The 25074-nt window shown below is 40.7% G+C and carries 20 protein-coding genes; 9 read left to right on the top strand and 11 right to left on the bottom strand.

Translation table 11 applies throughout. The features are described from left to right. Positions 1-4 precede the first annotated feature (4 nt). Entirely contained in the window at positions 5-2917 is a 2913-nt protein-coding gene (locus tag TOL9009_RS0108675) for a hybrid sensor histidine kinase/response regulator (RefSeq protein ID WP_029632455.1), read from the bottom strand. 331 nt (positions 2918-3248) lie between these two features. Between TOL9009_RS0108675 and TOL9009_RS0108670 the strand changes: the two genes are divergently transcribed. After that, positions 3249-3755, top strand: a complete 507-nt coding sequence (locus TOL9009_RS0108670; RefSeq protein WP_029632454.1) for a pyridoxamine 5'-phosphate oxidase family protein — start codon at positions 3249-3251, stop codon at positions 3753-3755. Positions 3756-4031: 276 nt separating this feature from the next. Further along, a complete protein-coding gene (locus tag TOL9009_RS0108660; protein ID WP_029632453.1) occupies positions 4032-5240 on the top strand; it encodes an MFS transporter in 1209 nt (402 codons plus the stop codon). A 111-nt stretch (positions 5241-5351) separates the two neighbouring features. On the opposite strand, the gene TOL9009_RS0108655 is transcribed toward TOL9009_RS0108660, so the two are convergent. Further along, entirely contained in the window at positions 5352-6440 is a 1089-nt protein-coding gene (locus TOL9009_RS0108655; protein WP_029632452.1) for a glycosyltransferase family 4 protein, read from the bottom strand. A gap of 755 nt (positions 6441-7195) precedes the next feature. Here TOL9009_RS0108655 and TOL9009_RS0108650 point away from each other — a divergent pair. Then, on the top strand, positions 7196-7999 hold the full coding sequence (locus TOL9009_RS0108650; RefSeq protein ID WP_313770055.1) for an ABC transporter permease: 804 nt from the start codon (positions 7196-7198) through the stop codon (positions 7997-7999). 397 nt (positions 8000-8396) lie between these two features. Beyond that, a complete protein-coding gene (locus TOL9009_RS0108645; protein ID WP_144238184.1) occupies positions 8397-8954 on the top strand; it encodes a group I truncated hemoglobin in 558 nt (185 codons plus the stop codon). 44 nt (positions 8955-8998) lie between these two features. On the opposite strand, the gene purU is transcribed toward TOL9009_RS0108645, so the two are convergent. Next, positions 8999-9853, bottom strand: coding sequence for a formyltetrahydrofolate deformylase (purU, locus tag TOL9009_RS0108640; protein WP_029632449.1), 855 nt, complete (start codon positions 9851-9853; stop codon positions 8999-9001). Between the two features lie 661 nt (positions 9854-10514). Here purU and TOL9009_RS0108635 point away from each other — a divergent pair. Then, positions 10515-10874 (top strand): hypothetical protein, encoded by a 360-nt coding sequence (locus TOL9009_RS0108635; protein WP_313770054.1) that lies wholly within the window; start codon positions 10515-10517, stop codon positions 10872-10874. A gap of 140 nt (positions 10875-11014) precedes the next feature. On the opposite strand, the gene TOL9009_RS0108630 is transcribed toward TOL9009_RS0108635, so the two are convergent. The 4 genes from TOL9009_RS0108630 to TOL9009_RS0108615 form a co-directional block, all read right to left on the bottom strand. Then, complete coding sequence (locus tag TOL9009_RS0108630) at positions 11015-11635, bottom strand: DUF4340 domain-containing protein (RefSeq protein WP_029632447.1); 621 nt, start codon at positions 11633-11635, stop codon at positions 11015-11017. 103 nt (positions 11636-11738) lie between these two features. Then, on the bottom strand, positions 11739-13295 hold the full coding sequence (locus TOL9009_RS0108625; RefSeq protein WP_029632446.1) for a GldG family protein: 1557 nt from the start codon (positions 13293-13295) through the stop codon (positions 11739-11741). Between the two features lie 115 nt (positions 13296-13410). After that, positions 13411-14223, bottom strand: coding sequence for an ABC transporter permease (locus TOL9009_RS0108620; RefSeq protein WP_029632445.1), 813 nt, complete (start codon positions 14221-14223; stop codon positions 13411-13413). Further along, positions 14224-15231 carry an ABC transporter ATP-binding protein gene (locus TOL9009_RS0108615; RefSeq protein WP_029632444.1) on the bottom strand — a complete coding sequence of 336 codons (1008 nt, stop codon included), beginning with the start codon at positions 15229-15231 and terminating at the stop codon, positions 14224-14226. Between the two features lie 917 nt (positions 15232-16148). Here TOL9009_RS0108615 and TOL9009_RS0108605 point away from each other — a divergent pair. Further along, positions 16149-17624, top strand: coding sequence for a DUF1565 domain-containing protein (locus tag TOL9009_RS0108605; RefSeq protein WP_029632443.1), 1476 nt, complete (start codon positions 16149-16151; stop codon positions 17622-17624). 199 nt (positions 17625-17823) lie between these two features. Continuing rightward, positions 17824-18603: a hypothetical protein gene (locus TOL9009_RS38615; protein ID WP_051503079.1), complete on the top strand. Its 780-nt coding sequence runs from the start codon at positions 17824-17826 to the stop codon at positions 18601-18603. A 632-nt stretch (positions 18604-19235) separates the two neighbouring features. On the opposite strand, the gene TOL9009_RS0108590 is transcribed toward TOL9009_RS38615, so the two are convergent. The 3 genes from TOL9009_RS0108590 to TOL9009_RS0108580 all read right to left on the bottom strand — a co-directional run bounded on the left by TOL9009_RS0108590 (position 19236) and on the right by TOL9009_RS0108580 (position 21709). Continuing rightward, positions 19236-19595, bottom strand: coding sequence for a DUF5615 family PIN-like protein (locus TOL9009_RS0108590; protein WP_029632440.1), 360 nt, complete (start codon positions 19593-19595; stop codon positions 19236-19238). Positions 19596-19597: 2 nt separating this feature from the next. Beyond that, positions 19598-19822 (bottom strand): DUF433 domain-containing protein, encoded by a 225-nt coding sequence (locus tag TOL9009_RS0108585; protein WP_029632439.1) that lies wholly within the window; start codon positions 19820-19822, stop codon positions 19598-19600. A 144-nt stretch (positions 19823-19966) separates the two neighbouring features. Next, positions 19967-21709, bottom strand: a complete 1743-nt coding sequence (locus TOL9009_RS0108580; RefSeq protein WP_051503078.1) for a DUF1565 domain-containing protein — start codon at positions 21707-21709, stop codon at positions 19967-19969. Positions 21710-22005: 296 nt separating this feature from the next. Between TOL9009_RS0108580 and TOL9009_RS0108570 the strand changes: the two genes are divergently transcribed. Then, complete coding sequence (locus TOL9009_RS0108570; protein WP_029632437.1) at positions 22006-23109, top strand: thiamine phosphate synthase; 1104 nt, start codon at positions 22006-22008, stop codon at positions 23107-23109. A 14-nt stretch (positions 23110-23123) separates the two neighbouring features. After that, positions 23124-23336 carry a sulfur carrier protein ThiS gene (thiS, locus tag TOL9009_RS0108565; protein WP_029632436.1) on the top strand — a complete coding sequence of 71 codons (213 nt, stop codon included), beginning with the start codon at positions 23124-23126 and terminating at the stop codon, positions 23334-23336. A 52-nt stretch (positions 23337-23388) separates the two neighbouring features. On the opposite strand, the gene TOL9009_RS0108560 is transcribed toward thiS, so the two are convergent. Further along, the gene (locus TOL9009_RS0108560) at positions 23389-24606 is read right to left on the bottom strand and encodes a glycosyltransferase family 4 protein (RefSeq protein WP_029632435.1); all 1218 of its coding nucleotides are present in this window, start codon (positions 24604-24606) and stop codon (positions 23389-23391) included. Positions 24607-25074 lie beyond the last annotated feature (468 nt).

The following is a 25074-nucleotide window of genomic DNA, read 5'->3' as shown; positions in this document are numbered from 1 at the left end:
CCCATTATCCAAGCAAATCTATAATCAAAGCTAGTAATTCCGTCGGTTCTACTGGCTTTGCGAGGTGCTTTTGGAAACCTGCGGCAAATGCCCGATCGCGATCGCTTTCTCCAGCATAAGCGCTAAGAGCGATCGCGGGAATTTGTCCGCTTTGCTCACCAGACATCGATCTGATTTGAGTCATTAAACTATAGCCATCCACCAACGGCATTCCTAAATCACTCAGTAATATATCGGGCGGTGATTCGGCAAATGCTTCTAACGCCTGACTTGCCGATGAAGCTTCAGTTACAGTCGCTCCATACTGTTGTAATAAAAAGCTCATGAAATCGCGTGTATCTATCTCATCATCAACTAACAATATCCGTATTCCTAAAAGAGGTAAGGAGTTGATATTCTCTGCCTCTGTCTTTTTTTCCTTCTCTTGTTTGCTCCTTTCTTGAATTAAAGGCAATCTCAGAATAAAAGTTGCCCCTTTTCCTTCTCCGGCACTTTTAGCCGTCACATTGCCGCCATGTAACTCTACCAGATGGCGAACAATCGACAAACCCAGCCCCAGCCCACCATGATTCCGGGTAATGCTGCTATCTGCTTGTCGAAAATATTCAAAAACGTGGGGCAGAAATTCACTCGAAATCCCCTTACCCGTGTCAGTAACGGTGATTTTGGCATAGGTAGAGGAGCGGGGGAAAGAAGAATTATTCTCCTTGTCTCCTTGTCCCCTTGTCCCCTTGTCTCCTTGTCTCCTTGTCTCCTTGTCTCCTTGTCCCCTGCACACCGACAGCTTGATATCAACTCGTCCCCCTGCTGGGGTAAATTTAACAGCATTATTGAGCAAATTGCCGACGACTTGCTGCAAGCGATTAAAATCACACAAAACTTTACCTACATTTGGCTCAATTTGCAGATGCATTTCGATAGATTTTTCTTGTGCTGCCAATTTTACTGTTTCGATTGCGGCATTAATTATACTTGCTAAATCAAAGGCAGCAAAATTCAAACATACTTTACCTCGTAGTATGCGGGAAACATCCAGCAAGTCGTCAATTAGTTGAATTTGCAATTTAGCATTGCGTTCGATGGTATCCAAAGCTCGAAAAGTCGCCGCTTCATCAAATTTGCGGGTTTTAAGTAACTTTGTCCAACCTAAAATCGGATTGAGAGGCGATCGCAATTCATGAGAAAGTACAGCAAGAAACTCATCTTTGATGCGGTTTGCTGCTTCTGCTTCCAGACGGGCAGTTTTTTCTCGCTCTAAAATTTGGGCACGTTCTTCATCAATTTGTTTTTGCTGATGAATATCTGTACAAGTGCCAAACCATTTGACGACGCGTCCTTGATGGTCTTTTATCGGTAAACCTCGTACTAAATGCCAACGATATGTGCCATCAGCAGCTCTGAGATAACGATGTTCTATTTCGTAAGGTGTACCATTTTGTAGCGCTTCTGTCCACAGTTGTGTAGATATTTCTACATCATCTGGATGCAGTACTTTTTTCCTGCCGTACCTAGCAATTTCCTCTAAACTTAACCCGGTGTATTCTTGCCAACGCTGATTTACGTAAGTTACCAGTCCTTCAGCATCTGTTGTCCAGACCATTTCTGGAATAGTGTCAGCTAATAAACGGTAACGTTCTTCACTTTGACGCAGAGTTTCTTCAGCTTGCTTGCGATCGCTAATATCTTGAGCTGTTCCCATCATCCGCACTGGCTCACCATCGGCATCATAGAAGCCTCGACCTTTAGCAGCAAGCCAATGCACGCTACCATCAGTCCAAACAGCGCGATACTCTATATCATAATCTAGCTTTTGAGCAACAGCACAGCTAACAGCTTCATCAGTGCGATCGCGATCTTCTGGATGCAGACGATCCCGGAAAAGCTCGTAAGTAATAGTGGTGTCAGGTGGAAATCCAAATAGTTCTTTACACTTGGAAGTCCAAATTAATTCGTTGGTGGTTAAATCCCAAAACCACATACCTAGATTAGCCGCAGTAGTTGCAAGCCGAATGCGTTCTTCACTTTGTTGTAAATCTGCTTCAGTTTTTTTGCGATCGCTAATGTCAATTCCAATGCCAACTATCCGGAAAACACAATTATCTGCATCCCGCTCAACAAACCCTCGATCCTGTAGCCACACATAATGACCATCTTTGTGACGCACTCGGTACTCAATTTTATAGCGATCACTATGTGCCAAACTAGCTTTAAATTCGTCATCAACTCGTTGTAAGTCATCCGGATGCACAAGCTGTTGCCACCATTGTTGCGTCGGTTTAGCTTCTGGTTGAGTGTATCCCAAAAGCGCAGTCAGACCCTGAGTTCTTTCTACAGTACCCCGCGAAACCTCCCAATCGTAAAATAGGCAATTAACCGCTGCTAGCTCAAATTGTTCGTTATTTGGCAATGCAATTTCTATATCTTGTTTAGACACCCTTGCCGGCTGGTATTTATGTGGAACTGATGCCGCACCAGTTGATTTTTTAATCTCAGAAAAAGTTGTCACAACAGCTAGTGGTGTTGTTCCTCCAGCCAAAAATAAAGGTTGTGAGTTCAGCAATAGCCAGACTAACTGACCATTTGGCTTATACAAACCCATCACCACATTCAAGCATGGCTTTCCTGTTTGCAAGGCTACCATCGCTGGGTGAGACTCACGCGAGAAAGGAGAGCCATCTTCATGAATCCATTGGCAAGGATGATCGACCGAACTATGCCCTATCACCTGCTCGGCAGTCAGTCCAAGTATGCGATCGCAAGCCGTATTGCCAGCTTGGATAGTACCATCAGCAAGTTGCAGCACCATTCCTTCTTCAACAGTTGCGACCATCGAGTAATTCGCTTGTTTATTTATTTGCTGGTGCAACGATAACAAATTATCAGCCAACTGATTTTGGAACTTTTCCGCGTGTGGCATTATCTCAAAAGCTGACTGTATACGGTGATTTATTTTTTATCACACAACTGCAAATCTTATTTCTTCCTCCCTTGGATAGAAAAAAATTAAACTAATGTAGTAAATGTAGTAAGCGGCTCTATCCTTTATAGGACTTAAAGGCTTTGCAATTGAGCGGTGAACCGCTCACTACGAATTATTTTTCTACCTCTATGGATATAGCTAAAAGAATGATTTTTTTAGAAATCTTCCTCAAGGTTAACGCAGTAGAACAGAATAAACGTTAACACATAAAAAGAGTTGAAAAATTCACTAAACTTAAGTTTTGAAATAGAGACAAGAGTAATAATCAATGACAACTGATACAGACCAAAATCAAAAAATTGAAAAGCTGCGTGAACTAGTCAAAGATATTGACTGTGGCATGTTAACCACTATCGATGACGATGGAACTTTGCACAGTCGTCCTATGTCTACGAATGGCGTAATTGAATCTGATGGTACTCTTTGGTTTTTCACCTACGCTCCTTCTCATAAGGTAGATGAAATCGAACACCATGAACAGGTTAATGTTAGTTTTGCCGCACCTAATAAACAGAGTTACGTTTCTATGTCCGGCACAGCACAATTAGTCAAAGACCGCAACAAAATTGAAGAATTGTGGAAGCCAGAACTCAAAGCTTGGTTTCCCAAAGGATTAGACGAACCGGATATTGGTTTAATCAAAGTGAATGTAGTAAAAGCTGAATATTGGGATGCACCATCCAACTTTGTAGCGCACACAATTGGTTTAGTAAAAGCAATTACTACGGGTGAAAAAGCTAGTAGCGGTGAGAATGAGAAAATAGCTTTGGGATGAAAATTTTCTTTTGGGTAACTTTATCTTTTGTCGTGGTAGGAGGAATTATGTTATTTCTCCAACCAGCTATTGACTTTCACGCTGCTTATTAGATATCTGTTGGAAAAGAATGTAGAGACGCGAAATTTCGCGTCTCTACAAGGAGAGGGGTTTTATATATGTACTTCCTAAACCTCAAATCTGCTGTATCTTCGTTTATATTTTTTACAACTTGAATATTTTCTCTCGCTTCCATGTTAAATAAATGGGAAAGAATGAGAATTTCAGGTATAGTAAATGGCAAAAATTACAGAAACTAATCCTAACGGGATTATGTGGCTACAAGTTTGTAGTTTAGCTGGAATGCAAGGAGCAATTACCCTGTGCTGGCTGATTTATAACTTGTATATACCACAGCTTTTGGTAGGAATTGGCTTGAATCAGGATTTTGCGATAGGCTTATTAATAGTTGAGAATACCTTAGCTGTCGTGATAGAACCCTTGATGGGTGGACTTTCTGACGACAGAAAACGCTGGGTTACTAATCGTTTTCCGTTTATTTCGGTTGGTGTAATTCTTTCCTCAGCTTTTTTTATTGTTATACCTGCAATTGTCACTTTTTTTTCACCTGGGGAAGCGACACGCGGGATTTTTTTGTTTGTCGTAATAGCTTGGTCTATAGCTATGGCAGTTTTTCGTAGTCCTGCGATCGCATTATTGGGAAAATACGCTGGCAGAAATGATTTACCATTAGCGGCAAGTTTATTAACTTTGGTTGGAGGATTAATTGCCGCGTTTCGTCCTATCAGCACTAATTTTATCCTCGGTTTGGGGGCTGTTTTTGCTTTCGCTTTGAGTTCGTTTGTTTTACTTGCTGCTGCTTTTCTGCTGCGATTTGTCAATCCCCCAGAGAAACCCATTGTTCAAGTTACTGAAATTCCCAATATATCCGAACAATTACCAAGAACATTATTTTTACTTTTAGGAACTGGTTTTAGTATCGCTTGGGGTTCTCGATTATTAATCGATGTCCTTGGTAAACTACTCAAAATTGAATTAAATACTAATAACATCGACGGGATGATGTTTATCATCAGCCTTTCATTAGCATTTGCAGCTCTGCCAGCAGGTGCATTTGCGATCAAAATCGGCAACCGAAAAGCAATGGTTGGGGGTAGCTGTGTAATCTCAATTTTAATGTTACTAATGCTATTCTTTGGTGCCAAGGTAATTTTGATTTTCTTGAGTGTTGTTACATTCAGTTTAATCTTGAATGGTGCGATTCCGTTTGCACTATCATTGGTATCAGCCAAACGTGCAGGTTTAGCAATCGGAATGTATTTTGCTGGGATTGCGTTAGGAGGAGCTTTATTTACAGCTATATTTCCCCAATTAGCGACTCTTTCACTTGTACCGGAAGTATTTATCGGTGCTGTAGCATTTTTAGCGGCAGGAACCTGTGTTACCGCAAGTCATAAGAAGCATCCAGTTTTGGAAGAAACATAATTATTTGCTATATGTTTAAATTAGGATTTGGAATAGCGATCGCCTAAAATATCATATCAAGACTAATCAAAAAATGGCGATCGCCTGACACTACATCAAAGCCAAAAAAGGCTAAATGCTGCTTTTAGCTAAAGTTACCGCATTGCGGAAATGACCATTGCGCTGGGAAAATTTATCTGCCACAAGTTGCCTATAAACAGCTTCATAACCATCAGTCATTGCTTGCAAACTGAAACGCTTCGAGACATATTCCCGACAAGCACGTCGGTCTAATTCTCCCACCCGAGCGATCGCATTAACGAATTCTTCGATATTATCGCACAGAAAACCCGTTTTCCCGTGGTCAATTACTTCTTTTGTAGACCCTAGTTTCATTGCGATAACTGGTGTCCCTGCTGCCATTGATTCTACCATCACCAACCCAAATGGTTCTCGCCAAGTAATGGGGAATAACGTAGCTACAGCACCACCCATTAAAGCATTTTTCTGCTCATGGTTTGCTTCACCCAAATATTCAATTTGCTTACCGTCGATGTGCGGCTTAATTTCCTTTTCATAGTATTCCACATCAACAACATCCACCTTACCAGCTATTTTCAAACGCCAGCCAGTTTTGAGAGCAACTTCTATTGCTAAGTGCGGTCCTTTTTCTGGTGATATCCTACCCAAAAAGGCTAAGTAAGGCTCATCTTCCGGTTGAGGGTGAAACTTATAACTGCTAACATCAATTCCGTTGTAAACAGTCGCTACACAGTTAAGGTCTAACCTCGGTTCCCGTTGTGCCTCAGAAATAGTGATGTATGGTTGTTGTTTAGCGTGTTTAAACATTTTTTCGTTGTCAGGTGTAAAAACACCATGCAACGTATGAATCGTAGGAGTTTTTACCAACTTAGCGTAAGGCAATGCCCCAAAGCCCATATGGGAGTGAATAATATCAAAATCTTCTGCCCGATCGTATACTGAACTTAAATTCATCAACTCGTAGACACCGTACTCCTTAATAGTCGGGTCAAGTCGTAAAGCACGCGGATGAACTGATTCTAGCTTTGCCAAACTGATAGAGTCACCTGATGCAAACAGCGTTACTTCATGTCCTCGTCGGACTAATTCGTCAGTCAACAATGCTACTACTAGCTCGATCCCGCCGTAAGCGGGGGGTGGTACTCTCTCCCATAGTGGGGCTACCTGAGCAATCCGCATTACAAACCTCCCAATAAATAAGACTTGCATTTAAAAAGCTTGCTTTCTTACTCAAAAATGTTTGCAATTGATGCACTCTGCATAAGAATTAAGTTTGAAAACAAACTGTTGCAAGACAATAATTTCATTTCTATTATTGTACATATTTCGATAATTACTGTCTACCGAAAGGAAGGAAATAACTACCTCTTGAGAGAGGAATATTTCAAAAAACTAACTTAATCTTGATTATTCTCTACCTTAAGGAATATACCGTTTAATTATTTATCTGCTGGTCAAAATACTGTGGCGATCGCTAAAATAGTATTAACAACCAAATAAATAATGGTTGCTCAATTTCTTAAAATCGCAAATTGAACCAAATTTGATAATTAATTGGGAATAGCTAATAATAACTCCGGGAAATGCCAAGCAATAGCTTATTTCCTAGTTTTGACAATGCTATGCCCACTCAACCAGGAAAAATCAAATGAACAAGAATTGGTATACGAACAAAGGAATTTTGTGGTTAAGTGTTGTTTCAGTTTTAATTCTCTACTGGGTTGGAGTTAATCTACTCATGTAAACAATTTACAAAGCAGTTGTAGAGACGCGAAATTTCGCGTCTCTACAGGGTTTTGGATGTATACATAACCCCTCAAAATAAAATTGACAGACTACTACATGTATTCGATTAAAGGGGAATTTGCTATTGACTATTGACATGAAAAATGATATGATTAGTTTTGATAAGGAAGAACTAGCTTAAAATAAACGTGAATATATATTCATCCCAAAAGAAACCGCGTGTCGCATGGCAAGCGGTTTTCTCACTACTGATGTTTGTGGTGATGTATCTGCCGATTTTGGTACTTGCCTTTTATAGCTTCAACTCCTCGCCTTACAGTGCAACTTGGCAAGGATTCACCCTTGATTGGTATACCAAGCTATTCAGTGATGAACGTATATTATCAGCTTTAAAAAACAGTTTAATAGTTGCTTGTAGTGCCGTAAGTATAGCAGCAGTGCTGGGAACCTTGATGGCGGTAGGTATAGCGCGTTACCAGTTTCCGGGAAAAGCATTGTATAGGGGAATTTCTTACCTACCATTGATTATTCCCGATATTGCGATCGCTGTAGCTACCCTAGTTTTTTTAGCAGCCTTTGCCATCCCCTTAAGTTTGTGGACAATTGTTGCCGCTCATGTCGTCTTCTGTCTAGCATACGTTGCGCTTGTAGTTTCATCGCGACTTACCAACATAGATCCTCACCTAGAAGAAGCCGCACTTGATTTAGGAGCCACACCAATGCAAGCTTTCATCCAAGTATTGCTACCTCAGCTAATGCCTGGAATTATCGCAGGTTGTTTGCTTGCTTTTGTACTCAGCTTAGATGACTTTCTCATTGCCAGCTTCACCGCCGGTAGTGGTTCCAACACACTGCCAATGGAAATTTTCAGCCGCATCAGAACTGGAGTCAAGCCAGATATCAATGCTCTCAGCGTCATCTTAATTTTAGTATCTGCGATCGTCGCTTTTATCGCTGAATTGATTCGCGCTGACCAAGAGGATAAAGGCTGATAATGTCAAATTTTTCCTTATTAGGGCTTTTTAAGTCTTTTATAATACTTTCACCCCCATCCTCTAAGAAAGAATAAATTATAAATTTTTCAACAAGACAAAAAGTAAATCTGTAAAATTTTTATAAATTTATTTAAAATTCTAGTGAGTAAAATCACTGTTTTTTTACTTGAGTTACACCCCCATCGTCCCATCATCAGCGATTACAGCTGCTTATGATGTCTGAGGAATGGGGGATTTTGGTTTGTATGAATCTATTTATTAGATATAGTAATTGCACGGAATTTATGGTTTAATTTCAAGTGATCGCAGCTTAAGTAATTTCACCGCCACCATTAAACGGCGTAAAAGTAAGAAAACTTATGCAGCACTAAACTTAAAGAGAGGAATTTTCATTTTGAAAATAAAAAGCCTGTTTACAAAGGCTTTCTGGTTGGGATTGGTTTGTATCAGTCTCGTGGCTGTGACAATTTTCAGATTAACCCCTAGTTTTGCTGTTTCCACCACCACAACGCCAACAGCACAACTATCAACAACTTCAACAATCATAGCTCAGTATAATTCAGATTCAGAACGTTCAGGAGAAAGGACTCTCTATCAAAGGCTGGGAGGCTATAATGCGATCGCAGCCGTCATTGACGATACCGCACAAAACGTAATTAATGACCCACTAATTGGCAGATACTTTGTTGGCTTGAGCACCAACTCAGGACAGCGGTTACGTCAGTTCCTCATAGATCAATTCTGCCAAGCGGCAGGTGGTCCCTGTATTTATACTGGTCGGACTATGAAGCTTTCCCATAGTGGAATGGGTGGAGGTCTGACAAACAGTGAATTTGATGCTTTTGCTAATGGTGTAGCGCTAGCCCTTGATAAAAACGGGGTAAAACAAAGAGCTAAAAACGAAGTTCTGGCATTTGTCGAGAGTCTCAGAAGCCAGATTGTTGAGAGATAATAAACGGGGCATGATGTTCGTAGAGACGTAGCAATGCAACGTCTCTACCCAAAAACCACAGTCCGATTTCCATACACCAAAACCCGATTTTGTAAGTGTAAACGCACTGCCCTTGCTAAGACAACTCGCTCCAAATCCTTACCTTTTCTAATCAAATCTTCGACTTCATCGCGGTGACTTACTCGGACTACATCTTGCTCAATAATTGGACCAGCATCTAAATCAGCAGTAGCGTAATGAGCCGTTGCCCCAATAATTTTTACACCACGTTCAAAAGCTCTGTGATAGGGATTTGCGCCAACAAAAGCTGGTAAAAATGAGTGGTGAATATTAATAGTTTGGGGAAATTTAGCAAGAAAATCTGCACTGACAACTTGCATATATTTAGCCAATACAACCAAATCAATTTTATAATGATGTAGTAATTCTAGTTGTTTAGCTTCCTGTTCTGACTTGCTATCTTTAGTAATGGGAATGTGGTGATAATCGATATTAAATTTCTCTGCCACCAGCTTTAAATCAGGATGGTTGCTGATAATTAGCGGAATTTCCGATGCAAACTCTTTCGCACGCTGTCGCCAAATCAAGTCAAATAGACAATGGTCTTGCTTGCTTACCCAAATGGCAATGCGCGGTACAGTATCAGAAAAATGCAGTTCCCACTTTGCACTTAAAGGTTGAGCGATCGCATTAAATGCTGGTGCAATCAATTCTCGCGGCAAATTAAATCCATCCAACTGCCATTCAATCCGGGTGAGAAATAAACCAGCCGCAAAGTCTGTATGCTGGTCTGCGTGGATGATATTGCCACCATTAGCATAGATGAAGTTGGCAATTTTCGCTACAAGTCCCCGTTGATCGGGGCAGGAAATTAACAATGTTGCTGTCGGACTTGTCATAATAATATACAAAGACGTAGCACTGCTACGTCTCTACAAGGTTTCTTGAATTTTTATTTGATTTTTTAAAAAATATTATTTAAATGTACAGTATTAAGATTGGCATCATCAATGATAATTGGTAATTTAAGTTACCAATTATTTAACTTTTTCTTTTATATAGGACTCATATTTGATTTTTGAACAAAACTCAGTACACTTTTATTCCTCCTTCCCAGTCCCCAGTCCCCAGTCCCTTACCTCTACGAGTGATTCTCCAAATCAAATCGCATTGCTATAAACTTTTCACCTATGTAGATCAGTATACACAGGAACAAAAAGGATAAAAATTCGACTTGAATTTAGGTAGTATAAAATATAGTTTAATATTGCGAGCAAGAAACCGTGATAATTTTAGGACTTAGGTGGTTTACAAATAGACACTTACGTGCTAATGGCACTACACTCAATCTTCTTGGTTGATCTGACTAGAGTAGTGGCAATTTTTTCCATTTCTATTCTAAAACTGCATAATTTGATAGTGCTTACACCCATTCTAAAGAAAGCTGATTTATGCTTAAATTCTGTTCCACAAATCAAGTAAGGGTTTAGGCATACAATCAAATTTCTCTCAATGCGTAATTTACAAATTTTAGTATAATAGAAAACTCCCAAATGGTAATTGCCCACTAATCAGGGAATTGCTGCCACCGAAAAAAACGAAACCCTCATCTCAATGGTTCATTTACTAGTAACTTATGGAAGCAATATGCTACACACACTTCTTATTTATTTGGCAATTATTTGTTATCTGGTGATGGCTTACTGTTTTTTTACAGAATGGCTGCATTTTTTTTTACAAGATGAACAAATGAATTTAGAGCAACGCTTATTTTCTGGTGTAATTTTGGTAATAGGTAGTATTTTATGGATAGTAGTAGTGCCATTTGCTTATTTGGAACTATTAAAGTTTCATAAAAAACACAAAGAAATTATTGATTTACTAATTAAGCAGTCAAACGCCAAACTTTATGATGATTGATGATTAACATCAAAGTTATTAACTACTTAATTTTTAATCATTGTTTATTTACCTTTTGTCTATTTGATTAATAGACAATTAGTCAAAGAAGCTCTTGCAATTTATGGGGTTTCCGTTTTCCCTTTCCCCTTTTTTTTGATTTATTTGGTGTTTGCTGGATTGGGTTTTACGGGGCTAGGTAAATTTTTGATATTATTATTTCCAGGTTGCTGCCACTCTGAAAGCTCCCGCTTGACTGCATTTTCAAAATCAGTGGATACCAATAGTACATTGATATTACCATCTGGTTTAGGAGTAGGATCAACTTGAGCATACAAGAAACGGCGATTAAAATCAGGTTTACCTAAAGTTAATTGATGAGTTTTCTGATTTTTCAGCTTTATATTGATAGTTGCCTGGGGTGGATTTAAACCAAAATCTGCAAGCTGGTTAGCTGGAATTGATAAAGTGCGATCGCTCTTACCCTTCACTAGCAAATCCATCAAATAAGAAACAATCGGATCGTTTGCTGGAACTGCTGTGGGAGATTTTATCAACCATTTTGTATTGCCAGCATTATTATTACGTTCCAGATTTAAAGTCACATTTTCCGTCTTTACCGTCAAAGACTGGACATCATCTGCTGCAAAAGAGAAAATTTGCTGTTTTTTCTCCTTTACTTCCTCTCGCACAGGCGCCCCTTTAATTTCATAGAAGTAAACAAAAGTACCACTACCCAGCGCTAGCAATATCAAAATTAAAGTCGTTCGTGGCAATTTCATCATTTGTTAGTTGTTATTTGTTAGTTGTTGGTTGATAGTTGATAGTTGTTGCTTGTTAAGATTTCCCACTAACCCCTATCCACTAACTACTATCCACTAACCATTACCGTCGCTTCCACCAGAGAACACCAGAGAAAGCTAACCCAATCAGGGGTAATATTATCAAAGATGATAATGCTAAAAGATTTGCCTGCATCCCCGTGATGTTAATACGGCGATTTTTGACTTCTTTGGGACGAATCGAAAGAGGTTGCTGATCTTGCTGACTCAACCAAGTAACTGAGTTGAGAAATACGTCTCCGTTTAACTGTTGTTGAAACAAACCATCGGTAGCGAAATCGGAATTTCCTAACACTACTAAGCGTGATTCGGTAAAAGTGGAGGTAGGTTGAGTTTGAGGTTTGGCTGATAGTTTGCGTTTTAATGCTACACCTAAAGTTAATGGACCTTTGCGATCGCTTCCTTCATTAAATTGCAAATTTTCGCTTTGCAAGTCGCTTTCTGCCCAACTACTGGGATATGGTTTCGTTACCATCAACGTGGTAGACTCAACACCTGGTACTGGGGTAACTTCTAAAGGACGGGCAAACGGATAAAGCGAAATACCATTACCGAAATCTTTAGTAATTGGGTGTTGTCCATATTGTGTCACTAAAGCAACCGCAGGACCAAGCCCGACGTTGTTAGAAACATCAACCGCTAAACGATTATCCAGACGCACGCCCCACTGTTGTAGTAAACTATCAAGTTTAGAGTCAGTATTTGGATCGATCATCAACAGCAAATTACCACCTCGATTGAGATAGCTTTGCAAAGCTTTGACTTCATTATCAAACAAAGCTTTTTTTGCACCTGCGACAATTACCACAGATACATCATCAGGAACTGCCGACTTTTCTGCCAGATTTAGTGGTGATGTGGTGAAATTTTTGTCATTTAACGCTTGAATTCCTTGGGAAATTGCACCTTCACCTGTTGCAAGTTGACGTTCGCCGTGACCTTGAAGGAAGTAAACTTGAGCTGTGGTTGTGCTAGTGATTTGTTGTAAGCTATTAGTCAAGCGAATTTCTGACAGACGTTCATTTTGATTCACCACTTGCACTAACTGTCGTCTATCCTGAGATTCTAGATAAACTTCTCCATAATCTTTCACGCCAAATTTATCTGCTAATCCTGGTCTTACTTGTGGATCGACAAATTCAAACTTAAAATTTGAACTTTGTCGGCGATAATTTTCCAGTAATTCCAAATCTTGGGGATTTCGATTAACATCAAACACCCATACTTTTGCAGGCTTTTGTAAAGAGTTTACCAATTCTCGTGATTGCGGCGCAAGGGTAAATAACTGACTATCAGTTAAATCTGTTCGTAGGTGATAGCGAGTGCCTAAGAAATTAATAAAACCCAAAATTGCCAATACTGCAATAGTTGCAACCAAAGCATTTGTACCAGCTTGGGTAGAACGACGTCCCCACCAGTTAGTTCGTTGAGTTTGCCAGATAAACCAAAAGCCGACGATCGCAATTCCTGCAATCAAAAATGCTAATGGAATTACTCCCCACTTTTGCGATACTAACCCCGCTGTTAAGCCAGCAAAAAGTAAAAATGGACCAAACCAAAATAGATATTTCCAAAGTGTTTGTTTGGCGATGATTTTCATAATTCTTGTTTGTTATTTGTTGGTTGTTGGTTGTTAGTTGTTAGTTGTTGGTTGTTATTTGTTGGTTGTTATTCCACTATCCACCATCCACTAACCACTATCCACCATCCACTAACTAATTACGCTGAAATCGCAATGCATCAATTGATTGTGCTGTGAGGAAGATGCCTAAAACAATGTAACTAGCAAATAATATCAAGCTGCTAGTATCGAAAATTCCTTGTACAAGGTTGTTGTAATGTTTGAGTAAGGATAGATGACTTAAAGCTTCTCCCGCGACACCACCAATATTTTTGGCGATTAAGTCTAAGAACAACAGCAATAAAATCACTGCAAATGTGAGAACGGCAGATAGAATTGTGCTGTCTGTTAAAGAGGAAATAAACATCCCTATAGACAATATTGCCGCTGCTAGTAAGATTAATGCTAGATGACCCAATAAGGGAATTGTTGGTGATATTGGTGGAGTCGATCCACTTAAGGCGATCGCTTCAAACCCCAGCAGTGGTGCTACCATTGTTGTAAAAAATGTTAACACTCCCAATAACTTACCTATAGCTACTGCCCAATTTGTGACTGGGGATGTCGCTAAAAGTTCCAATGTACCGCGTTTGCGTTCTTCGGCATACAGTCCCATTGAAAGAATTGGCAGTACAAACAGCAACAGCCATCCCATACGATCTAAAAATGCCCTGACAAATTCGTAGGGAACATCAATTGGTGGTACTGGCACCCCGACTTGTTGCCCTTGTAAATCATATGCCGCAACTGTTGGTAAAATACCTTCGGGTCCGAGCAAAATCAAGACTAAGAACAATCCAGACAACAGCCAAAAAATACTGGCGATCGCATAAGCTAAAGGCGATACAAAATAACTTTGTAACTCGCGGCGATAAATGGCAATAATATTACTCAGCACTACACCCATTTACGCTGCTTCTCCTTCTTTAGCTTCATCGTCTACCTCAGATGACAAATTTTTTTCTTCTGTAGTCAGTTGCAAGAAGACATCTTCTAAAGTAGCGCTGACACGTCGCATTTCATATAAACCAAATCCCCCACGCACCAATGCCATGACAATTTCCTGTCCTGGTTCGCTTCCTGGTTGCGATATAACCCGCAAATAAGCTCGGTTATCCTCAATTGGGGTATGACCGTTAATTCCGTTCGGCATCGATTCTACCAAACTGACATCAGCTAAGTTTTGCAATACCTGTTTGGCTAAGGCAGGTTCTCCGGCAATTTCTAATTCATATCCAGAACCACCTGTCAACTGCGTCATCAGATTTTCTGGGGTGTTAGTTGCTACTATTTTCCCACGATTAATAATGGCTACACGGTTACAAGTCATGCTCACTTCTGGCAAAATGTGCGTAGAGAGAATAATTGTGTGAGTACCCGCGAGACTTTTAATTAAATTCCGCACTTCAATGATTTGCCGGGGATCAAGACCAACAGTAGGTTCATCTAGAATGATAGCTGGTGGATCGTGGACGATCGCCTGAGCAATGCCAACTCGTTGACGATATCCCTTAGAAAGCTTGCGAATAATTACATTATGCTTGTCTTCTAAATTACAACGCTGAATCGCTGCTTTTACTTTGGTAGTGCGATCACCAGCCGGTACTCCCTTAATCCGTGTCACAAAATACAAAAAGCCTTCAACCGTCATTTCTGGATATAACGGTGGTGTTTCCGGTAAATAGCCAATTCGTTGCCGTACTAAGAGAGAATTTTCATGGACATCGTAGCCAGCAATTCTCACTGTGCCACTTGTCGCCGGTAAATAACCAGCTAAAATCCGCATGGTTGTAGTTTTCCCAGCACCATTGGGTCCCAAGAACCCTAAAATCTCACCTTCCTCTACGTTAAAAGTAACATCAGTGATTGCTGTCGTTGAGCCGTATATTTTACTCAGACCATCAACTGAAATCATCGTTAAATTCGCCTGATTGCTGATAGGACATTAAAAGATATTAAAGCAATATTTTCAAAATGCAACGGATTTTAAGGAGATTGGGGAAGAAAGTGTTGTACTTAGTCAGTGTGAAGTGGGGAATCTGGGTACAAGAAAGTAGTAATTTATCAACTTTATGTAGGTTAACCATTTACAACCTCGATTTCCGAATTTTTACCTATCTCAGATCAACCTCAAATCCAAGTAAAGGTTTTCCTGAATCATTAAACTTAGCTTTGAAGTATAAATTATTCCTTGCTTACCTGGTAAGGATTCATACATTTATGAAGTAATTTTCGCCTAGATAAACCAATGGATATAGCTTTACTAGTTAAATTTTTAGCACCCTGTCTGCCATTTCTACTGAATGTGGGCAATAAGGCTGTGGAAGGTGCATCCCAGAAACTTGTTCATGAAGAGGGGTAAAGGGTAAAGGGGAAAGGGGAAAGGGGGGAAGAAATTGTTCGTGGATTGTAACCCCTCCACTCTTATAGACAGGACTACAATCCGTGGGCTTCAAACCCCTATAGGGGGAAAGAATCATATAAAAAGTTTATGCGTATTTTAAATAACTTCTTCACCTTTCCCCTTTTTTCCTTTCCCCTTTCCCCCTCCCAGATTGGTGAGGATGTTTAGCGAAAGGCAACTGATATTTGGAGTAAACTGCAACCAAAGGTGGAGGCAAAACCAATGACGCTGGAAGCAGCTAAGGATGTGGCAGAGAATCCAGAAAATGAAGCAAGGAGATTGAAGATAAGCCAAATCGCGCCAAAGTCTTAAGTCATTTAGCTGGTAGACTGCCACAATTGTTTCCAGAGGCTTTGTTTCTAGTTCTAATCCCCACGAAGCGATCGCTAATTTCGGTCATAATTTAAACAATTGTCTATCAACTACCAATGGTGAACTCTACCGTCGTTGCCACACTCTATGTCAACCCTGTGACTGGAAATGATGCCAATGCTGGTTCCAAGTTCAGTCCGTTTAAAACCATTAGCCGTGCTTTAAAAGTAAGCACAAAATCTACAATTATTCAACTGGCGGAGGGAAATTACAATTCTCTGAATGGAGAAGTGTTTCCGCTATTCATCCCCGATGGTGTGTTGGTGGTGGGTAACGAAGGCACTAAAGGTCGAGGAATTGTCATTGAAGGGAGTGGTGCATATCAAAGCCAAAGCTTTGGATGGCAAAATATCACCCTGCTATTGTTAGGTGAAGCGACTGTCATGGGTGTAACTGTGACGAATACAGCCGCAAAAGGCACTGGTGTTTGGATTGAATCCACCGCACCCTCTTTGGTTAATAATACTTTTACCAAGTGTGGTCGGGAAGCTTTGTTTGTGACGGGGAGTGCTAAACCTGCAATTCTAGATAATCTGTTCGTGGAAAACGCTGTCAGTGGCTTGGTGATGGCTGGTAATAGTAAAGGGGAAGTGCTGCGGAATATTTTTCAAAAAAATATTATTGGCATCGCAATTAGTGATTCTGCTGCCCCAATGCTTGTAAAGAACAAACTAATAGAAAATCGCACAGCGATCGCTCTCTCCAGACAAGCGCAACCCGTGCTACGTCAAAATCTCATTGCCAATAATACCCAAGGGGGACTGTTCGTCAACGGGAATGCAAATCCAAATTTAGGTATTAAACAAGACAGCGGTGAAAATATTTTTCGGGATAACGGTCAATTTGATTTAAATAATGTTACATCACAAAAACTAATATTAGTAGGTAATCAGTTGAATCCGGCTCAGGTGAAGGGATTAGTAGAGTTGATCGCTCTTGTTTCCGATTTGGCTGGACATTGGGCAGCGGATTTTGTGGAAGCATTGGCAAGCAAGAATTTGATTAACAGCTTGCCTGATGGGACTTTTGCCCCAGATAAACCGATGACTCGTGCCGATTATGCAGCTTTAGTAGCGGCAGCATTTAATCCCACTCCCAGATACCCAGCACCGGCTTTTGTTGACGTCCCCAAGGACTTTTGGGCTTATAATGCGATTCAAATCGCCGCTATGGGTGGTTTTGTGGGTGGAAAAAGCGATCGCACTTTCAGTCCTAATCAAAATGTCCAGCGACTACAAGTAATTGTCTCTTTAGTTAACGGACTGAAGTTGCCATCGGCACAATCAGATGCCTTACTCTGTTACAGTGACCGTAATACCATTATTGATTATGCCCGTACAGCAGTTGCAACTGCCACACAACAAAAAATCGTAGTTAATTACCCAAACCCTAAGCAAATCGAGCCTTCTCGCTTTGCCACACGCGCAGAAGTAGCAGCAATGGTTTACCAAGCATTAGTTGCTATCAAAAAATTTCCTCCGATAAAATCACCGTATATCGTTTCAAATGAAGGCAGTTCGCAAGTAGAATAAAAAACACTTCCTATAAAATTAAAAGCACTTGGTAACTTCCCCTGTAGCTAAAAGCACCTTGAGGCTATATGGATGGGTTGAAACTTTATACCTATTGCCAGAAGCTGATAGCCAGATGTTCACAACAACCCTGGACACCCCTGCCACACCACATCCTGCAACTGGGCGACACAGCGCTCAACGCTTTGAGGGGGCGCACATGAAGGGTGACTCCCAAACCCCGACACACGAGTGGCTCGACTTGGCAGCCGCCTTACTAATTCACTATAGTTTTGACCTCAGTGGGTACAGTGCTAGTGAGTTAGTTAACCGTTGGCAAACTCAGTACCCGGTAAATTGGCTACATTTAGCTGTGATTGAAGCACTGTATCAAGGTCGTTACAAAGCGTTTTCAGTTCAGCAACTTTTAACGTTTTGGCAGCGACGCGGACAGGCAATTTTTCATTTCAACATGGAATTTGAACGCTTGATTTGCAGCAAATTTCCTGAAAGCTTAACTTCACTAACTTCACCATTTCTATCTGAGAATAAAGAAAATACTCCTGAATTACCACCAACCGCAAATTCTCTAACTCACAATTCAGCGACTGCTGCCAGCGTCAATACTGGGTATAGTAGCCGCAATAATACTCAGCCGATAGAAGTGATGAGTCAAGAAAAGCCAATCTTACATCACCAAACACGGGAAAGTACAGAGACAGAAAAGGTTTTGCCATCTTCCACAACTGGAGTGTCTAAATATTCCCTTGGGCGTCAGCATTATGCATTAAGCCTCATAAGAACCGCTGATAGGCATCTTGTCAGCCAAACATCTTCTTTGAATCAACAGCCATTGTGTTTACCTGCTGCCAATCATCCACCAATTGGACAATTCACCCCAGAAAAAAGCGATCGCTCTGAGTTGTTCACATCAAAACTCAAAGCAATGAGTAGTGAAAAGTCGCTCCGACGTTACACCCAAAAAGAAATGGAGGGTTGAAAATAGTTAAAGAAAGTCTTTATATCTTATCAATTAAAAACCTAATTTATAGAATAGCCTTTAATCCTCTTAAGGTTGCCCCGAAGCGCGTCGATTAGTTTTTTGATGCCTTCAAGTTTCATGTCTACAGCAGATTTCAGATAAATGAAGTACATATATAAAACCGAAAACACAGCGCACTCAGTTCGAGCAAATTATGGTACGATCGCAACAACAAATGGAAGCTGTTTTAACTCCCGATCAAAGGGCTGTAGTAAAAAGAGAACGACTAACAATACAAAATATTCTGACCAGGTGAGGATTTGCCGTGTCAACGACCTTCCAACAAATCTACAATCAAATTGTCTGCACCCTTTCACCAACTGAGCGGTTACGCTTGGCAACTTTAATCCTCAACGAACCGTATTGCAGCAAAATCTGTCTATCGTCGATCAAAGCGATACCTGGACTGAGCAAGATCAACTTGATATAACAACCTTTTCCTTGCAGTATGCAGCTACACTTTGCGTATTGGATCATAACTGATCGCTAGTTGGGGCGATCGCACTTCATAACTCTGTTATGTCATTATAGGACTTACGAAAAAAAGAGCGATCGCTCTTTGCTCTCTAAAATCAGGCTGATTTAACTTTCTATGAAGATAGTTTTCTAAACCGATGTCCATCCGGTTCTACAACCAAAAACCCTCCTATAAGTTCTGCTTCAGAATAGCTTTGTAGAACTCGTGCTAGTTCGTTGTGAACTGCTTTCACAGTCTTAGGTAGAACTCGAAGATAAATAACACCAGTTCCAATTGCCTTCACAAAAACAAGATTTCCGTAGTCTCTGTCTCGCGTGATCAGAACTCTATTTTCTTCTTGCGCTAATCTGAGTATTTCTTCGTCACTAGCTTGCTCTAAACCAATCATCCCTACAAGAACTACATCGTGTCCAGCATCTATCAAAAAGCTTGCAGTCACAGCATACACATCTTGATCAAGAAGAAGCTTCATAACTAAGCTGATGCCAAATGAATGTCTTCAGCCGCCACTAGTGCAATGGCATACTGTAAACAAGCTTGGATCTCCTCAACTTGAAGATTGGGATAGTATTCTTGAATAATTTCTTTAAAAGAAAGCCCTTCATTGAGCAATTCAAGAATGCTTTGCACAGTTATGCGAGTACCTGCTATGCAAGGCTTCCCAAAGTGGATTTGAGAGTTAATTGATATCCTGTCCATATTTGCCGCACAGCTATAAGTTTTTTCAATTTTAGGACATATACGCTTGTGAGAGCAGAGTATAAAAAAGGGGCGATCGCCTGTTTCTCAACTTTATTAAGAATTATGAAAAAAAGAGCGATGGCGCTTTCCAATAATACAAGCTTAATTCGTCGGCGAAATCATTCCTCTCAAACCCTTTCTGTTGAGAAGTTTCAGCATTTCGTTAGCATTATAGCGACTGCTAAAAACTCCTGCTTGCATGACTCCCCTACCTTGCCAAACTGTAGCAAAAGCACCAGGAGCAATAGATCGCACTAAGTTTTGCTCGTTTTGATTTGCTATTTCCACCATTACCCGATAACGCAAACCGGTTTGGGTAACGCCCATAGACAAAGGCGATTGACTGCGATACGTTGTTGTTGGGTTTTCAGGTGCGCTCACGTTTCGCGTATCGCTGACAGATTGCGGTGCGTTAAACTCAATTGTGTTGGGATCAACTCGCACATAATTCAACTGTGGCATCACTGCGTTAGTTGCGATGGTCGATGGCGCAGAAACTGATTCTCGATACCCTGGTAAGCTGCTAGGAGTAGGAAAGGTGGCAAGTTTAGAAATGGGTTGCTGTTGATTTTGAGAAGCCACGGAAAGCGGAGAATTGGCACTTTGTAGTGGCATTAGTTGCGGATTCAAGCGTCCCCAAGGAATGTTGGGTCTAGATGATGACCGTTCTAATTTAGGAGTTTCGGATACTGCGGGTGCATTGAAGGTGATTTCTCGATTTGCTGAAGTTGGAGGTGCCAGATTATTGGGTAATGAAGCCATAGCACTTCCACCTTGCATATCTATTTTACCGGCGATGCGATCGCTTCCCAAGTTATTCCCAACAGCGGAAATTACTTGTTTTGCCGCAAGCGCGTTAATGTCATAACGAGCATTATTGCGAAACTGATTACCACCGGCTTCGGATGCGTTACCTAAATCTGGCATTGCTTGTGCGATCGCTACTAACCCATCTTCTTTACTGCCCTCAATTACATTATTCCGTAAAATTGGGCGAGCATTAGCCTGGACAATAATTCCGGCTCTGTTGTTCTTAATTTGATTTCCTACCACCATTGGCGTGGCATTTTTGGCAATATTAATCCCAAAACCCGTTTGTTCAAAGACATTTTCTCGCACTTGCGGACTCGAATTACCATTAATGGTGATTCCATTCGCTCCATTGCGATAAAAGTAATTTTTGCTAATAATGGGCGCACTATTTCCATTGACAGAAACGCCATCTTGTGTACTACCCGTAAAAGTATTTTCGACAATTATAGGATTGCTCGATTCAATCCATAAGCCGTAACCACGAGGATTGGGGTTCGTCACTGTCACCCCAGTTAATCGGGCTTGGTTTGCTCCGACAATTGTGATATTTTGTCCGCCAAAGCTGCGACTGAGGTAATAACCACCCCCCTGAATTTGAATTTCGCGTCCTAGGTTTTGCGAATCTCCTTGAATTGACACTCCTGTTTTGAGGATTAAAGGAAATACCTCTCCGGTTTGGGTGCTGTAAGTACCTTTGGAGAGGATAATTACAGTATTGGGTTTGGCAGCTTGCAGTGCTTGGGTAATTGTTTTTAAGGGTGCCCGTTCACCACCATTGCCTAGTTTGTCATCTCCGACACTTGGGTTGACAAACAGCACATTAACCTGAGACATTGTTTTTTCACCCATAAGCATCTGATTTGATGCAGATGGTTGAGCTATGGCGGTGTCGGCAATACCCAACAATGCTGTAGTTACCACGCCTACGCTAAGGGTAAAACAAAAAATAGAAGAACGAACAACCAAAAGTATTGCTAATTTCAGGCAAGAATCTGGTTTGTAGTCAAAAGCGATCGCCTTGGATGGCACCATATCTGCTTTACGATAGTTAGGAAACACAAAGGGGGAAATCAATTTAGAGCACTCCTTACAACCAAGATTAATTTTTTATACTCAGACAACGGCTAGTATGTCGATAATATTACCCATATATTGACCTATTGGCTACTAGGGACTAGGGACTGGGGACTGGGGACTGGGGACTAGGGAATAGGAAAAGAATTATTACCAATGCCCAATGCCCATTGCCCATTGCCCATTGCCATTGCCATTGCCCAATTTCCAATTTCTAATAAATAACCAACTTCCATGCGAAAAAGATTGCAAATATGAAAGAGGCTGGCTGTGACGATGAAAGCACTAATGGGGTTGTTCTAATGGTCGAGCCATACAGCCAAACAGAGCAGATACAGCATGTTATTTACCGCATTTTAGATGCCAATTTAGATCGCGCTCGTGAAGGTTTGCGAATTATCGAAGAATGGTGTCGCTTTGGGTTGAATAATGCCCAATTAACTCTTGAATGTAAGCATTTACGACAAGAGATAGCTAATTGGCATACGGCTCAAATACGGGCGGCACGGGATACAATGGGCGATGCTGGTACTGGGTTAAGTCATCCTCAGGAAGAACAACGCGCCAATATCAAATCGTTATTGCAAGCTAACTTCGGTCGCGTACAAGAAGCAATGCGGGTGCTGGAAGAATACGGCAAGCTGACTCATCCGAATATGGGGAAAGCTTTTAAGCAGATGCGCTATCGGGTTTATACCCTGGAAAGTAGTTTATTCGGTTATCAGCGCCATCAATTGCTATTGCGATCGCGTCTTTATCTTGTCACCTCCCAAAGTGAAAATTTATTGTCAACCGTTGAAGCTGCTCTCAAAGGTGGATTAACGCTTTTACAGTACCGCGACAAAACCGCTGATGATACTGTGCGTCTAGAACAAGCTATGAAGTTGCGGCAGCTATGTCACAGCTATGGCGCTCTTTTTATCATGAATGACCGAGTAGATTTGGCTTTGGCAGTCGATGCAGATGGGGTGCATCTAGGACAGCAAGATATGCCGATTGCCATTGCCCGACAATTACTCGGACCACAGCGCTTGATAGGTCGTTCTACCACAAATTCAAAAGAAATGCAAGGGGCGATTACCGATGGAGCAGATTATATTGGTGTTGGACCAGTTTATGAAACTCCCACAAAAGTCGGTAAAGCAGCAACTGGCGTAGAATATGTCAGTTATGCAGCGAAAAATAGTCCGATACCTTGGTTTGCGATTGGGGGAATCGACCCAAATAATATCAACGAGGTGATTGACGCAGGTGCCGAACGTGTAGCGGTAGTGCGATCGCTTATGGAAGCTGAACAGCCTACTTTAGTAACACAATATTTACTCTCCCAACTTTATCGCGTTAAAGCAAATCCTTAAACAATTCCTGGCTTATGTCTGACCAGATTACGCTTTCTCTAAACGGGGAAACTCGTACTTGCTCATCCCAAACACCTTTACCCGATATACTCCAAGAATTAGGTTTTAATCTCCGCCTAATAGCGGTGGAGTATAACGGGGAAATTTTACACCGTCAGTTTTGGTCTGACACGATAATACAGCAAGGCGATCGCCTTGAAGTAGTCACGATTGTCGGAGGTGGGTGAGTTAAGAGTCAAGGGTCAATAATTATTACTATCGACTATCAACTATCAACTATCAACTAACTCTTGAAGCGTAAAGCGTGCGGTGAAGGGTTTTGCGTTTGGCTAGTTCTTTTCCGATGCGACCTAGTTTTTCACGTAGCTGCTGGTCTTTACACAAGCGACTGAAAGCTTGAAAAATTTCACAGCCAGAATTCGGATTAACTAGGATGCCATTTTCTTCATGGCGAACTGCATCAATGACACCACCTAAACAAGAAGCAATTACAGGCTTACCGAAGTAACCCGCTTCTAAATAAACTGGATCAAAACCCTCTATACTGGCGGATTTGGTGTCAAACAAAGTCAGCATAGCAAATAAATCACAAGCTGCATAGTAGCCAGCTAATTCGCGATCGCTTACATATCCGGCAAAGTGTACCCGTTTATCTACTCGCAAGCGACGTGCTAAAGATTTCAGTTCTAATTCACAAGCACCTTGCCCACAAAGTATATAGTGAACATCTATCCCCTGAGTCAGCAGTAGTGTTAAGTTTTCAATTATTTTGTCGAAGCCTTTACACTTTTCAAGTTGTCCTACTGAAAGAATGACTACAGATTTTTCTGGAATATTGTATGCTTCACGGATGTGAACACGTAAATTATCAAGACTATCAACGCTGGCAGAATCGGCAAATTTTTCCGGTCTGAGGATAGGATTGATAATGTGGGTAGGAGTATTAAATCGGAAATTAGCTTTCAGGTAATCTTTTATAAACGAACTTTTACAAACAATTCCTTCGGCTCGTATCAGTGTTAATGCAAAGAGCGATCGCCACAAGGGATTGTGTAAAACATGAACTACATCATTACCATGTAAATAGATAAAAAAACGGATAGGTAATAAATAGCTTAATAGCAACAGGCAAAGAAAGTTGTAGCCGTGACCCCACTCTATGTAGCGGTAACGATAGCGAAAATAAAGTTGCATGGCTAGCACAAATGACCAGACCAGATTGAGAATATGCTTGATTGTATTCTGGACAAAACCACTACGCAAAAATCTAGGGTTTGACCACCGATACACGGGAAACTGTTGATCGCGATCAAATGCTTTGTCTCCAGAACAACTACCCGCTAAAACAATTACCCTTTCTGGGTCTTGCAGACAGCGATTATATATATATTCTGCGATTCCGCCCTCGTTCGGCAAGAAGGTGCGCGATATTACTAAAATGTCCGGATAGGCTGTTTTGTCTTGGATTCTTGCATCAATTTGTGATATTTGTTCCATGAAAACTTCGCTGTCTAAACTTCTTAATTGTTCATTCTGTGGAGTGAAGAAAAGTTAGATAAAGTTGCTTTTCATTAATCAGTATGTACTTTTAGTAGATGTTAGTAGTGCAGTTTTTCTCGAAAGCAAATTTTTCACACTAAATTTTCACAATCGCTAACCTTTAATAATCACTCTTTTTCTCGTCTGTAATCAATCAGTTAATCTCAGACAATTAATTCCAAAAATCAGAAATTACGCTATGTTTTGCTAGCTTTTCTCAAGAATAATTTTTATATTCTTGTTGAAAAAAATAATATTTTTGTGTATTTGCTCAAGTAAAATAATTGACAATAGGAAAAAGGACTTGAGGATAATCTGTAGAGATTGCTAAGTCTATACTGTTATTATAAATAGTTTATCTTAAATACAGCCATAATATTATGCCAAAATGCCGATAATGCTTTGAATGGTGGCTTTGTGAAGAAA

This window comes from [Scytonema hofmanni] UTEX 2349 (assembly GCF_000582685.1).
GTDB classification, from domain to species: Bacteria; Cyanobacteriota; Cyanobacteriia; order Cyanobacteriales; family Nostocaceae; genus Hassallia; species Hassallia hofmanni.
The sequence above is the reverse complement of the archived record's forward strand: the minus strand, read 5'-3'. Positions and strand labels throughout refer to the sequence as shown.

Excerpts from the sequence above, each read along its gene's own strand:
- TOL9009_RS0108580 (WP_051503078.1), bottom strand. The coding sequence starts at position 21,709 with ATGGTGCCATCCAAGGCGATCGCTTTTGACTACAAACCAGATTCTTGC.
- TOL9009_RS0108585 (WP_029632439.1), bottom strand. The coding sequence starts at position 19,822 with ATGGACAGGATATCAATTAACTCTCAAATCCACTTTGGGAAGCCTTGC.
- TOL9009_RS0108655 (WP_029632452.1), bottom strand. The coding sequence starts at position 6,440 with ATGCGGATTGCTCAGGTAGCCCCACTATGGGAGAGAGTACCACCCCCC.
- TOL9009_RS0108660 (WP_029632453.1), top strand. The coding sequence starts at position 4,032 with ATGGCAAAAATTACAGAAACTAATCCTAACGGGATTATGTGGCTACAA.
- TOL9009_RS38615 (WP_051503079.1), top strand. The coding sequence starts at position 17,824 with ATGAAGGGTGACTCCCAAACCCCGACACACGAGTGGCTCGACTTGGCA.
- TOL9009_RS0108675 (WP_029632455.1), bottom strand. The coding sequence starts at position 2,917 with ATGCCACACGCGGAAAAGTTCCAAAATCAGTTGGCTGATAATTTGTTA.
- TOL9009_RS0108670 (WP_029632454.1), top strand. The coding sequence starts at position 3,249 with ATGACAACTGATACAGACCAAAATCAAAAAATTGAAAAGCTGCGTGAA.
- thiS (WP_029632436.1), top strand. The coding sequence starts at position 23,124 with ATGTCTGACCAGATTACGCTTTCTCTAAACGGGGAAACTCGTACTTGC.
- TOL9009_RS0108605 (WP_029632443.1), top strand. The coding sequence starts at position 16,149 with ATGGTGAACTCTACCGTCGTTGCCACACTCTATGTCAACCCTGTGACT.
- TOL9009_RS0108620 (WP_029632445.1), bottom strand. The coding sequence starts at position 14,223 with ATGGGTGTAGTGCTGAGTAATATTATTGCCATTTATCGCCGCGAGTTA.
- TOL9009_RS0108625 (WP_029632446.1), bottom strand. The coding sequence starts at position 13,295 with ATGAAAATCATCGCCAAACAAACACTTTGGAAATATCTATTTTGGTTT.
- TOL9009_RS0108630 (WP_029632447.1), bottom strand. The coding sequence starts at position 11,635 with ATGAAATTGCCACGAACGACTTTAATTTTGATATTGCTAGCGCTGGGT.
- purU (WP_029632449.1), bottom strand. The coding sequence starts at position 9,853 with ATGACAAGTCCGACAGCAACATTGTTAATTTCCTGCCCCGATCAACGG.
- TOL9009_RS0108570 (WP_029632437.1), top strand. The coding sequence starts at position 22,006 with ATGAAAGAGGCTGGCTGTGACGATGAAAGCACTAATGGGGTTGTTCTA.
- TOL9009_RS0108590 (WP_029632440.1), bottom strand. The coding sequence starts at position 19,595 with ATGAAGCTTCTTCTTGATCAAGATGTGTATGCTGTGACTGCAAGCTTT.
- TOL9009_RS0108560 (WP_029632435.1), bottom strand. The coding sequence starts at position 24,606 with ATGGAACAAATATCACAAATTGATGCAAGAATCCAAGACAAAACAGCC.
- TOL9009_RS0108615 (WP_029632444.1), bottom strand. The coding sequence starts at position 15,231 with ATGATTTCAGTTGATGGTCTGAGTAAAATATACGGCTCAACGACAGCA.